Annotated in this window: 13 protein-coding genes; 8 read left to right on the top strand and 5 right to left on the bottom strand. The window is 71.2% G+C overall.

The window, feature by feature from the left end:
- Position 1: 1 nt before the first annotated feature.
- Complete coding sequence (locus ACYU7L_RS19335; protein WP_460800192.1) at positions 2-1,492, bottom strand: MFS transporter; 1,491 nt, start codon at positions 1,490-1,492, stop codon at positions 2-4.
- A 241-nt stretch (positions 1,493-1,733) separates the two neighbouring features.
- On the opposite strand from ACYU7L_RS19335, the gene ACYU7L_RS19330 reads away from it, so the two are divergent.
- A complete protein-coding gene (locus ACYU7L_RS19330; protein WP_460800190.1) occupies positions 1,734-2,525 on the top strand; it encodes a GIDE domain-containing protein in 792 nt (263 codons plus the stop codon).
- A gap of 59 nt (positions 2,526-2,584) precedes the next feature.
- A complete protein-coding gene (locus ACYU7L_RS19325) occupies positions 2,585-3,283 on the top strand; it encodes an IspD/TarI family cytidylyltransferase (protein ID WP_460800187.1) in 699 nt (232 codons plus the stop codon).
- A gap of 41 nt (positions 3,284-3,324) precedes the next feature.
- Here ACYU7L_RS19325 and ACYU7L_RS19320 read toward each other — a convergent pair whose 3' ends face one another.
- Positions 3,325-3,975, bottom strand: a complete 651-nt coding sequence (locus tag ACYU7L_RS19320) for a glycosyltransferase family protein (protein WP_460800185.1) — start codon at positions 3,973-3,975, stop codon at positions 3,325-3,327.
- Between the two features lie 110 nt (positions 3,976-4,085).
- The gene (locus tag ACYU7L_RS19315) at positions 4,086-4,571 is read right to left on the bottom strand and encodes a CarD family transcriptional regulator (protein WP_460800183.1); all 486 of its coding nucleotides are present in this window, start codon (positions 4,569-4,571) and stop codon (positions 4,086-4,088) included.
- A 252-nt stretch (positions 4,572-4,823) separates the two neighbouring features.
- Between ACYU7L_RS19315 and ACYU7L_RS19310 the strand changes: the two genes are divergently transcribed.
- From ACYU7L_RS19310 to ACYU7L_RS19300, 3 genes are read left to right on the top strand one after another with little or no spacing between them, the layout of a single operon-like run.
- Positions 4,824-5,789 (top strand): UbiA family prenyltransferase, encoded by a 966-nt coding sequence (locus ACYU7L_RS19310; RefSeq protein ID WP_460800181.1) that lies wholly within the window; start codon positions 4,824-4,826, stop codon positions 5,787-5,789.
- A gap of 23 nt (positions 5,790-5,812) precedes the next feature.
- Entirely contained in the window at positions 5,813-6,409 is a 597-nt protein-coding gene (locus ACYU7L_RS19305) for a hypothetical protein (RefSeq protein WP_460800179.1), read from the top strand.
- Positions 6,409-7,152: a phosphoglyceromutase gene (locus ACYU7L_RS19300; RefSeq protein WP_460800177.1), complete on the top strand. Its 744-nt coding sequence runs from the start codon at positions 6,409-6,411 to the stop codon at positions 7,150-7,152. The genes ACYU7L_RS19305 and ACYU7L_RS19300 overlap by 1 nt, the downstream gene beginning before the upstream one ends.
- 424 nt (positions 7,153-7,576) lie before the next feature.
- Here ACYU7L_RS19300 and phoU read toward each other — a convergent pair whose 3' ends face one another.
- Complete coding sequence (gene phoU, locus ACYU7L_RS19295) at positions 7,577-8,233, bottom strand: phosphate signaling complex protein PhoU (RefSeq protein WP_460800174.1); 657 nt, start codon at positions 8,231-8,233, stop codon at positions 7,577-7,579.
- 121 nt (positions 8,234-8,354) lie between these two features.
- Here phoU and ACYU7L_RS19290 point away from each other — a divergent pair, with 121 nt between their 5' ends.
- The 3 genes from ACYU7L_RS19290 to ACYU7L_RS19280 all read left to right on the top strand — a co-directional run bounded on the left by ACYU7L_RS19290 (position 8,355) and on the right by ACYU7L_RS19280 (position 11,225).
- Entirely contained in the window at positions 8,355-9,488 is a 1,134-nt protein-coding gene (locus ACYU7L_RS19290; RefSeq protein ID WP_460800172.1) for a sensor histidine kinase, read from the top strand.
- Positions 9,485-10,162: a response regulator gene (locus tag ACYU7L_RS19285; protein ID WP_460800169.1), complete on the top strand. Its 678-nt coding sequence runs from the start codon at positions 9,485-9,487 to the stop codon at positions 10,160-10,162. The genes ACYU7L_RS19290 and ACYU7L_RS19285 overlap by 4 nt, the downstream gene beginning before the upstream one ends.
- A 109-nt stretch (positions 10,163-10,271) precedes the next feature.
- On the top strand, positions 10,272-11,225 hold the full coding sequence (locus tag ACYU7L_RS19280; protein ID WP_460800167.1) for a DMT family transporter: 954 nt from the start codon (positions 10,272-10,274) through the stop codon (positions 11,223-11,225).
- A 46-nt stretch (positions 11,226-11,271) separates the two neighbouring features.
- On the opposite strand, the gene ACYU7L_RS19275 is transcribed toward ACYU7L_RS19280, so the two are convergent.
- Positions 11,272-11,796, bottom strand: coding sequence for a type III secretion system chaperone family protein (locus ACYU7L_RS19275; protein WP_460801713.1), 525 nt, complete (start codon positions 11,794-11,796; stop codon positions 11,272-11,274).
- Positions 11,797-11,812 lie beyond the last annotated feature (16 nt).

The raw sequence follows: 11,812 nt of genomic DNA, 5'->3' as shown, positions 1-11,812 counted from the left end.
CTCAGACCCTGGCGTGCGCGAGGCTGGGCAGGCGGGCGGTGAGCACCGACGTGCGCAGGTAGCAGAACCAGCACACCGCCCCGCACACCCCGTAGAAGAGCGTGAAGACCACGAACGCGCCCTTCGTCGCCGACATCGGGTCCTCGACCCAGGGGGCGCTGAACGCCAGCGGGATCAGGAAGCCGCCGATCGCGCCGACCGCGCCGATCACCCCGATGGCCGCGGAGGCCTGCTTGGTGGCGGCGCCCAGAGCGGCGGTGCGCTCGGGGGTGTTCGGCGTCGTGGCGCGCTCCGCCTCGTGGCGCCAGATCGCGGGGATCATCTTGTAGGTCGACCCGTTGCCGATGCCGGTTGCGGCGAAGACGACCAGGAAGAACGCCAGGAACCACGGGAACCACGACTGGTTGGCCTCGGCGATGCCGGGGTCCTGGCCCGGGTTGGGCGTGAGCTGGGTCAGCGTCCACAGCACGGCGAGGGTCCCGAGGATCATCGCGCCGAACGACGCCAGCGTGACCCGGGCGCCGCCGAGGCGGTCGGCCAGCCAGCCGCCGAAGGGCCGGGTCGCCGAGCCGACCAGCGCCCCGAGGAACGCGAAGTAGGCGAAGTAGATGCCGGTGCCGAGCGGCGCGGGATCGGGCACCCAGAAGTTCAGCTTGATCAGCAGCGGCATCGCGGCGGAGTAGCCGATGAAGGAGCCGAACGTGCCGATGTAGAGGAACGCCATGATCCAGGTCTGCGGCTTGCGCACCACCTGCAGCTGCTCGCGCGGCTTGGAGACCGCCGTGCCGAGGTTGTCCATGAAGAGGTACGCCGCGAGCGTCGCGACGACCGCGAGACCCGCGTAGACCCAGGCCGCACGCTCCAGGTGGACGCCGCCGTCGCTCGCCTTGACCATCCCGAAGATGCCGGCGCCGCCGACGATCACCGGCAGGAAGAGCTGGATCAGCGCGACCCCGAGGTTGCCGCCGGCCGCGTTGAGCCCCAGAGCCGAGCCCTTCTTGGCGGCCGGGTAGAAGAAGTTGATGTTGGCCATCGAGCTGGCGAAGTTGCCGCCGCCCAGCCCGGCGGTGGCCGCGATCAGGCAGAACGCCCAGAACGGCGTGCTCGGGTTCTGCACCGCGACCGCGAAGCCGAGGGTCGGGACGAGCAGCAGCGCCGCGCTCATCATCGTCCAGTTTCGCCCGCCGAACTTCGGCACCGCGAACGTGTAGGGCACCCGCAGCAGCGAGCCGACCAGGTTGGGCAGGGCCACCAGCAGGAACAGCTGCTGGGCGGAGAACGCGAAGCCCATCGAGACCAGGAAGGCCGAGCTGACGCTCCAGATCAGCCACACCGAGAACCCGAGGTGCTCGGCGAAGATCGACCAGATCAGGTTGCGCCGGGCGATCTGCCTGCCACCGCCCTCCCAGAACTCGGGCTCCTCGGGGCGCCAGTCGTCGATCCAGCGCCCGGTCCGGCGAGGGCCGGCGCTCACAGGGGAGGTGACGGTCACGGGGGACTCCTTCGATCGGTTTCCCCTACCTTCGGCAACCGAGGTTTCGCCGTGCCGACCGTCGGGGTCTCGCGTGCGTCAACTTGTCCTCACGGCCTCACAGCCCTCACGCCCTCACGGCCGCGCCCCGGGTTCTGGCGCCGGGTTCTGGCGCCGGGTTCTGGCGCCGGGTTCTGCGCCGTTAGCCAGCGCGGCACCACTCCCCTGACCTAGCATCGACAGACCAATAGAAAGGGCGTCGATGACCGCCTACCTCGTGGGCGCGCTCGTCGCGCTCGTCGCTGCCGCCGTCTGCGGCTGGCTCGCCCAGCAGGCCAAGGAGCGCAAGGCCAGCCTGCTGCTCACCGAGACCAGCACCACCGGTCTGCTGCGCGACCTCCTCGCCGCCGCCACCGCCGCGGCCGGCCCCGGCAGCTTCAGCGAGTACGTCGAGCTGCAGGGCACCGCGCAGGCGGGGCCCGCGGGCCTGCTGACCTCGGAGATATCCGAGACGCCCTGCGTGTGGCACCGTCACGAGATCACCCGCAAGTATCGCGAGGTCGAGCGCGACAGCGAGGGCAACCGGCGCACGGTCACCAAGACCGAGACCATCGCGCAGCACTCCAGCGAGGACGCCTTCCTGCTGCGCGACGCCGACGGCGAGATCACGATCGTCCCGTCCTGCGACGTCGAGCACCCGCGCAAGTCGGTCAGCGAGTTCCGCCAGGAGAAGGACCGCGACCGGACCGACGTCAGCTTCGGCAAGTTCTCCTTCTCGCTGCCCTCCGGCGACCGCGACACCATCGGCTACGAGTACGAGGAGTGGCTGCTCGCTCCCGGCACCCGCATCTTCGTGCAGGGCGAGGCCTACGACCGCAACGGCGACCTCGAGGTCCGCGAGCCCAAGGGCAAGCGCGACCTGGTGATCTCGACCAAGTCCGAGGAGGCGCTGATCGACGACGCCTCGGGCGAGATCAAGCTGTACGGCGCGCTGGCCGTGCTCGGCGCCGTGGCGGCGGTCGTGCTCGTGGTCCTGGCGTTCGTCCTGGGCTGACCTGTGCCACGGGGCTGACCTGTGCCGAGCGGCTGGTGGCACCCGGCTAGCATCCCCTCGTGCGCGCCGCCGTCGTCATCCTCGCCGCCGGGTCCGGCACCCGCGTCGGCGCCGACCGCAACAAGGTCCTGCTGCCGCTGCTCGACGCTCCCGTCGTCGCGTGGTCGGTGCGCCAGGCGATGAGCGTCCCCGATGTGGAGCGCGTGCTCGTGGTCGCGCGCCCGGGTGAGGAGGAGGCGCTGACCGCTGCGGTCGCGCCCCACATCGGCACCTCCGAGGTCCTCCTGGTCACCGGCGGAGACTCCCGCCACGCCTCGGAGATGCAGGCGCTGCACGCTCTGGCCCCGGAGATCGAGTCGGGCGCCATCGACGTGGTGGCCGTCCACGACGGAGCCCGACCGCTCGCCGGCCCCTCGCTCTTCGCCGCCACGCTGCGCGCCGCTCGCGACCACGGCGGCGCCCTGCCCGTCGTACCGCTGCCGACGCTCGTGCGCCGCGACGGCTCCACCGTGCCCCTCGCGGACGGGCAGGGGCTGGTCGGCGTGCAGACGCCGCAGGCCTTCCGGGCCCGCGACCTGCTCGCGGCCTACACCGCCGCGGACGCGGACGGCTTCACGGGCACCGACACCGCGAGCTGCCTGGAGCGCTTCGGCGGCGTCGACGGGGCTCCGGTGCGCATCGTCGCGGTCGACGGCAGCCCGCTGAACATCAAGATCACCTTCCCTGAGGACGTGGCGCTCGCCGAGTCCCTGGCCTGACTGCCTGGCCTGACTGCCTGGCCTGACGGCTTGGCCGGCCGTCAGCGGGCGGTGAGGGCCTCGAGGAGGCGCAGGTCGTCGGGGCCGCTGATGCGGCGCCCCTCCGGCGGGGCCTCGCGGAAGACCAGTGGGAACCGGGCACGCAACGTCGACACCAGCGCGGCGAAGTCGAGGTCGGGCATCTGGTCGAGCGCCGCGACCACGCTGGCGGGCAGCACGATCGGCGAGGCCACGGCGACGAGGTCGGCCCGATCGACGGTCTCCCCCACCTCCTGGACGGCCTCGTCGCCGCCCACGACCTTGACCGTGTCCGTGACGGGCCGGACCCCGACGACCACGCAGGACCGCGCCACCGCCAGGTCGAGGCAGCTGCGCAGGAAGTCGGCGGGGACCAGCGGGCACAGGGTGTCGTGCAGCACGAACGGCTCGCCCGACGCCTGCACCTCGCTCCACGGCGTCCCCGTGTCGAGCGCGGTGATGCCGGCGTCGCCCAGCGCCCACGCGGCGCACGCGACCAGGGACTCACCGTGGACGAGCGCGAACGGCAGCGAGCCGCGCCCCTCCTCCACCACGGCGCCGAGTGCGGTGACCGGCTCGTCGTACGCCGCGTAGTCCTGGGGCTCATAGTCCTGGGGCGCGAGCTCGGACGCGATGTCGTCGTACGGCGACGGACCGTCAGCGGGTGTGGTCATGGTGGGACCACGGTAGGGCGTGGCAGGAGAAATGACGAAGGCCCCCGGGGCACACCGCGGGGGCCTTCGTCATGCTGTTCGTCGGACGGACCGACGACCAGCACCTCACATCAGGAGGCGAGAACCTCGTCGAGGATGGCCTCGGCCTTGTCCTCGTTGGTCTTCTCGGCCAGTGCCAGCTCGGAGACGAGGATCTGGCGCGCCTTGGCCAGCATCCGCTTCTCGCCGGCCGAGAGGCCACGGTCACGCTCACGGCGCCACAGGTCGCGGACTACCTCGGCCACCTTCATCACGTCACCGCTGTGCAGCTTCTCGAGGTTGGCCTTGTAGCGCCGCGACCAGTTCGTGGGCTCCTCGACGTGCGCGGCACGAAGGACGTCGAACACGCGGTCGAGGCCCTCCTTGTCGACGACATCGCGGACCCCGACGAGGTCGAGGTTGCAGGCCGGCACTCGGACGACCAGGTCCTGCTGAGCAACGATGCGCAGTACGAGGTACTGCCGGTCCTCTCCCTTGATGGTCCGCATCTCGATGTCCTCGATGACTGCGGCCCCGTGATTCGGATAGACAACCGTTTCGCCGACGGTGAAAGTCATATGTCAGGTACCCCTTTCCAGACCACTATGTTAACACGTGATCCGGCTTACGGGGAACGCGTTTGTGCAGGTCAGGGGCCCAATCGAGGGTTGACAGATGCTGGGTCGATGTGGTGGCCAACGATTTCGGACGCTCGTCGCACGCATGCGGACACCCTGCGTGCACACCCGGAGACACGCGGAGTTACACGAATCGTCGCCGATTGCCCGGGCCCCCTGTCCAAGGCGTCGGTGTTGGTCGATACTGCACGCATGCCGCCCACCTTGCGCAGGTTGCGACGCACTGCCGCGACCCCGGATGACACGCCCCCGGAGGCCACGCGGCCCGACGAGTCGAGGCCGGACGAGTCGAGGTCGGCCCCGCCCGCCAGTGGCAAGGCTCCCGCCAGTGGCAAGACGCCCACCGGGGGTACGACGGGCAAGCGCGCGGCGGTCCTGGACAAGGACACGACCCCGACCCGGGTCCTCAAGCGACCGACCGTCGAGTCCTCGCGCCAGGCCCGGCACTTCACCGGCCTGCGCCACCCCCGACTCGCCCTCGTGCACGCCGCCCACCCGCGGCAGGCGCTGATCACGGCGCTCGGCCTCGCCGTCGCCGCGGCCCTCTCCGGCCGGCCCAGCGAGGAGGTGGGCCTGGTCCTGCTGACCGTGCTGGTCGGGCAGGTCGTCCTGGGCTGGCACAACGACATCGTCGACCGGGTCCGCGACCGGGAGAGCGACGCCCCCCTCAAGCCGGTCGCCCAGGAGCAGATCGACCCGGGCTCGGTGTGGTTCGCCATCGCCTGCGGACTGCTGGTGGTGATCCCGCTGGCCGTCGGCAACGGCGTGACGGCCGGCAGCTACTACCTGATGGCCCTGGCGATCGGGCTGGCCGCCAACATCGTGCTGCGCCGCAGCGTGCTGTCGTGGGTGCCGTGGGCGGCGTCGTTCGCGCTCTACCCGGCCTTCCTCTCCTACGGCGGATGGGGCGGGCAGACCACCGGCAGCCCGCCCGAGCCGCTCCTCGTCGTGCTCACCGCACTGCTCGGCGTCGGCGTCCACTTCCTGCGGGCGCTGCCCGGGCTGGTCAGCGACAATCGGGCCGGGATGCGCCACCTGCCACTGCGGATCGCCCTGCGCACGGGGGCGCCCAAGCTGCTGTGGCTGAGCATCGCGTGGACCGCCCTGGTCCTGGTCGCGCTCGCCTGGGCGGGCCTGACAGTGGGCCTCGCACGCTGATCCCCGGCGCGCGGCGCTAGGCTGTGCCCGCACCCCGCCTCCCGGCGCTGCCCCGGCAGGCCGACGACGACCGCGAAGGTATCGAAGACACGATGATCACCCGACGCAGCATCGCGCTGGCCACCAGCGCCCTGGCGCTCGCCGTACCGACCCTCTCCTCCTGCGGGTTCGACTACGCCACCGATCAGGTCTACACGCCCGCCCACGGCGTCAACGACCGCGACGCAGGCGTCGACGTGCTCGGCGCGGTGATCGTCGCGAGCGAGGACGGCGCCGGCACGTTCATCGCGAGCTTCTCCAACAACAGCACCGACGAGGACGCGACGGTCACGTCCTTCGCAGGCGCCGGCGACGACGCCTCGCTGACGGCCGCGGACTTCGAGCCGATCGAGCTCAAGCCCGGCGGCTTCGTCTCGCTCTCGCAGGACGGCGGCTTCAAGGTCGAGGGCGACTTCGCCCAGGGCGACTTCGTCGAGGTCGTGCTGGAGTTCAGCACCGGCGAGAAGGCCGAGATGAAGATCCCCGTGGTGCCGAACGCCGGCGACTTCGCCGACCTCGACGGCCCCGCCCCCGAGGTCAGCGAGACCCCCGAGCCCGACAGCGAGACCGAGGAGCACTGATGACCTACACCCTCATCCTCCTGCGTCATGGAGAGAGCGAGTGGAACGCCAAGAACCTCTTCACCGGATGGGTCGACGTCGACCTGACCGAGAAGGGACGCGCGGAGGCCGCCCACGGCGGTGTCCTGATGCGTGAGGCCGGGTTGCTCCCCGACGTCGTGCACACCTCCCTGCAGCGCCGGGCCATCACGACGGCGCACCTCTCCCTCGACACCGCGGACCGGCACTGGATCCCGGTGCGTCGCTCGTGGCGCCTCAACGAGCGCCACTACGGCGCCCTGCAGGGCAAGGACAAGAAGCAGACCCTCGAGCAGTACGGCGAGGAGCAGTTCATGCTCTGGCGCCGCAGCTTCGACGTCCCGCCGCCGCCGCTCGACGACGACAGCGAGTTCTCCCAGGCGCACCTGCCGCAGTACGCCGACCTCGGGGAGGAGCTGCCGCGCAGCGAGTGCCTCAAGGACGTCATCGCCCGGATGCTCCCCTACTGGGAGTCCGGCATCGTCCCCGACCTGCGCTCCGGCAAGACCGTCCTGGTCGCCGCCCACGGCAACAGCCTGCGCGCGGTCGTCAAGCACCTCGACGGCATCAGCGACGCCGACATCGCCGGGCTGAACATCCCCACCGGCATGCCGCTCGTCTACCGCCTCGACGAGGACCTCAAGCCCACCGTCCCCGGTGGCGAGTACCTCGACCCGGAGACCGCCGCCGCCGCGGCCGCCGCCGTCGCGAACCAGGGCCGCTGACGCAGGTCGCCGATCGGCTGGGGCAGGACGAGGCCCCCGCCGTTGGGGACCAAACGACGTAGAAAACCGCCGAGCCCCCGCCGTTTCTGACCAAACGGCGGGGGTTTCGTCGTACGACGCGCCGGGGCCGCCGGCATCGTCGTACACGTCGCCGATTGGTCACAGACGACAGGTGGAAGCACGGAAACCCTGCCGTTGGGGACCAAACGGCAGCGTCAACCGCCGAACCCCTGCCGTCTCTGACCGAACGGCAGGGGTTTCGTCGTACGACGCGCCGGAGCCGCGGCATCGTCGTACACGTAGCCGAATGGTCACAGACGACAGGTGGAAGCACGGAAACCCTGCCGTTGGGGACCAAACGGCAGCGTCAACCGCCGAACCCCTGCCGTCTCTGACCAAACGGCAGGGGTCTCGTACGCCGCGGCTAGGCGTCGATGGTGTGGGGGGCCTCGCCGGTGACGACGAAGACGACCCGGTTGGCGACCGACACGGCGTGGTCGGCGATGCGCTCGTAGTAGCGGCCCAGCAGGGCGATGTCCACCGCGGCCTCGACGCCGTGGGCCCAGTCGGAGGAGAGCAGCTCGCTGAAGCTGGTGCGGCGCAGCTGGTCCATCTCCTCGTCGACGACCTGCAGCTCCAGCGCGCCCTCGGCGTCGCGCTCGGAGATGATCCGGGCGATCTCCGCGATCATCGTCTCGGCGACGGCCGCCATTCGGCTGATCAGCGGGCGCAGCTCCTCGGGGACGGCGATGTTGGGCACCCGCAGCCGGGCGATCTTGGCGACGTGCACCGACAGGTCGCCCATCCGCTCGAGGTCGCCGACCATCCGCAGCGCCGCGACGATCGTGCGCAGGTCGCCGGCGACGGGCTGCTGCAGGGAGAGCAGTGAGAACGCCCGGTCCTCGACACGCTCGCGGGCGAGGTCGATCTCGATGTCGTCGCTGATCACCCCCTCGGCGAGGCCGGCGTCACCGTCCAGCAGGGCAGCGGTCGCGCGGCGTACCGCGATCCCCACCTTGGTGGCGATCCCGCTGAGATCGCCGAAGATTGAGTCGAGCTGGTCAGTGTAGGCCTCACGCATGCGGTGACCATAGGCCTCGGCGGTGACAGGCGGAAGCGTAGGAGTGAACGCAGGATGAACACTGCCGCGGCAACCCGGGAACGGCGCGGAGCCCTCTCGCGGACTGCGTAACATCGGCCCCGTGGACCCGACGACGCAGGCGTTGCTGGCCGCGCTGCTCGGGGCCGTGGTCGCCGGAAGCACGGTCCTGGCCTGGCACATCAGCGAGCGCCAGCAGCGACGGCTCCCCGAGCTCGAGGAGCCGATCGTCTCCGCCGACGTCCGCACCGTGCTGTCGGTCCTGCGCAGCAGCGCCGTGGTGGTGGACGCCGACGACGTCGTGCGCAAGGCGTCCGCGCCGGCGTACGCGCTCGGGCTGGTCCGGGGCGACCGGCTCGTCCAGGAGGACCTCGCCGACCTGGTGCGCCAGGTGCGCCGCGACGGGCAGATCCGCGACACCGAGCTGGTGATCTCCGGCGCCATCGGCGTCCCGCAGCGTCACGTCAGTGCCCGGGTCGCACCGCTCAGCTCACGGCTGGTCCTCGCGCTCGTGGAGGACCGGACCCGCGAGCACCGCATCGAGGCGGTGCGTCGCGACTTCGTCGCCAACGTCAGCCACGAGCTCAAGACCCCGGTCGGCGCGATCAAGCTGCTGGCCGAGGCCGTCGACCACGCGGCCGACGACCCGGAGGCGGTACGACGCTTCGCCGGGCGGATGGTGACCGAGGGCGACCGCCTGACCACGCTGGTCCAGCAGGTCATCGAGCTCTCCCGGCTGCAGGGCGACGACCCGCTCGAGACGCCGCAGCCGGTGCGTGTGCGCGACATCCTCGCCAGCGCCGTGGACACCAGCGCCACCGATGCCGGCTCGCGCAACATCGCCGTGGTCACCGACGCCCCCGACGACCTGATGGTGCTCGGCAGCCGCGACCAGATCACGCTGGCGGTGACCAACCTGGTCGCCAACGCCGTGACCTACTCCCCGCCCGGGTCGACGGTCGCCGTGGGCGCTCGTGGGACCGACACCGGGGTGGAGATCTCGGTCGTCGACCAGGGCATCGGCATCCCCGCGGGCGACCTGGACCGCATCTTCGAACGCTTCTACCGAGTCGACCCGGCCCGGCACCGCTCCACCGGCGGCACCGGGCTCGGCCTCTCGATCGTCAAGCACGTCGCCTCCACCCATGGTGGGGACGTTCGGGTCTGGTCGGTCGAGGGCCAGGGGTCTACGTTCAGCCTGACCCTTCCGAGAACCAGCCAGGAGGCACCACTGTGACGCGCGTACTCGTCGTCGAGGATGAGGAGAGCTACAGCGATGCGCTCTCCTACATGCTCCGCAAGGAGGGCTTCGAGGTCGCCCTCGCAGCGACCGGCCCGGACGCGCTGAGCGAGTTCGAGCGCCACGGCGCCGACATCGTGCTGCTCGACCTGATGCTGCCCGGGATCTCGGGCACCGAGGTGTGCCGACAGATCCGGGCCACCTCGCACGTGCCGGTGATCATGGTGACCGCCAAGGACGACGAGATCGACAAGGTCGTCGGGCTCGAGCTCGGCGCCGACGACTACGTCACCAAGCCCTACTCCCCCCGCGAGCTGGTCGCCCGGATCCGCGCCGTGCTGCGCCGCGGCGGCGAGCCCGACCTGGAGCCGGCCGCCCTCGAGGCGGGCCCGGTGCGGATGGACGTCGAACGGCACACGGTGACCGTCGACGGCACCGAGCAGCGCTTCCCGCTCAAGGAGTTCGAGCTGCTCGAGATGTTCCTGCGCAACCCCGGCCGGGTGCTCACCCGCGGTCAGCTCATCGACCGGGTCTGGGGCTCCGACTACGTCGGCGACACCAAGACCCTCGACGTCCACGTCAAGCGGCTGCGCGCCAAGCTCGAGCCGGAGCCGTCGGAGCCGCGCTACCTCGTCACCGTGCGCGGGCTGGGCTACAAGTTCGAGGTCTGAGGAGTACGACGCGCGCTCGCGGCGCGTCGTACGGCGGTGGCTGTGATTCGCGCAACCGCGTCCGAAAACCGCATGTCGCCGGGGTCGCCCGCCGCCTAGGCTCCCCGGCGTGACCGTCGCCAGCACCCCTCTCGACACTCCCCTCGACAGCCAGCCGGACAGCCCTGCCCCGGCCCGCCCCTGGCTCCCCATCGCGGCGGGCGCGGTCACGCTGGTCCTGTGGGCGTCGGCCTTCGTGGCCATCCGCCACCTGGGCCGCGACGTACCTCCGGGTGCCCTGTCGCTGGGCCGGCTCCTGGTCGCGGCGGTCGTCCTCGCCGCGCTGCTGGCCCGGCGCCCGCGCACCTGGCCGGTCCGGCGCGACTGGCCGCTGCTGCTGCTGTGCGGGGTCGCCTGGCTCGGGGTCTACAACCTCGCGCTCAACGAGTCCGAACGCCGCATCGACGCCGGCACGGCCGCGCTGATCGTCCAGGTCGGGCCGATCATCGTGGCTCTGCTCGCGACGGTCTTCCTCGGCGAGCAGCTGACGAAGTGGCTGGTGATCGGGATGGTCGTCGGCTTCGCCGGCGTGCTGATCATCGCCCGCGGCTCCGCCGACCACGCCAACGGAGATGCGGTGGGCGTGGCGCTCGCGGCCGTCGCGGCGGTGACCTACGGCGTGGGTGTGCTGGCCCAGAAGCCGCTGCTCTCCCGCCTGCCTCCGCTGGAGGTGACGTTCCTGGCGACGGTGATCGGGGCCGCGGTCTGCCTGCCGTGGACCGGCCAGCTGGTCGAGGTGACCCGCGAGGCGTCGGCGTCGACGCTGCTGTGGATCGTCTATCTGGGGGTCTTCCCGACGGCGATCGCGTTCACGACCTGGGCCTACGCGCTGGCCCGCACCGACGCCGGCAAGATGGCGCTGACGACCTTCCTGGTCCCGCTGCTCGCCACGCTGATGGCATGGGTCGCCCTCGACGAGGTCCCCCCGGCCCTGGCGTTCCTGGGAGGCGCCCTGTGCATCGGCGGCGTCCTCCTCACCCGCCGCAAGCCTAAGCCCACCCCCACCCCGCCGACCCGTCACTGACTCGACCATTTCCGCGGCGTGTCGCGGAGGCAGTGACGGGTCGCGCTCAGGGAGCGGTGTCTGCGTCCGGGGTCGCGTCGGCTCCCGGGGCGGGCGTCTCCCCCGCCTCGAGCCAGCCGCGGAAGGCCTCGAGGTTGCGGGTCGACTCGCCACGCAGGTTGCGCCACTCCCACTCCTTGCGGATGGAGGAGGCGAAGCCGAGCTCGAGGATCGTGTTGAACGAGTCGTCGGCATAGGAGAGCACCGACCCGATCAGCCGGTCGAGCTCGTCGGGGGTGATCGCGGCGAGCGGGAGCCGGGCGTCGAGGTAGATGTCCCCGAGGCGGTCCACGGCGAAGGCGACGGCGTAGAGCCGCAGATTGCGCTCGAGCAGCCAGCGGAACACCGCCTCGTGGTTCTCGTCGGGGTTGCGGCACACGAAGGCGTGCACGCCCAGCGCGTGGGGGCCGACGTCGAGGCGCAGCGGGATCTGCAGCTTCTTCTCCCCCGGCAGGGTCAGCGAGAAGACGCCCTCGGAGAGCTCCTCGTGCTCGATCTCGTTGGCGCTCAGGTAGTCGCGGACGAGCGCGATCTGCTCGACCTGCCCG

The organism is Nocardioides pacificus, assembly GCF_054775955.1.
This window is presented reverse-complemented; position numbering and strand designations above follow the sequence as displayed.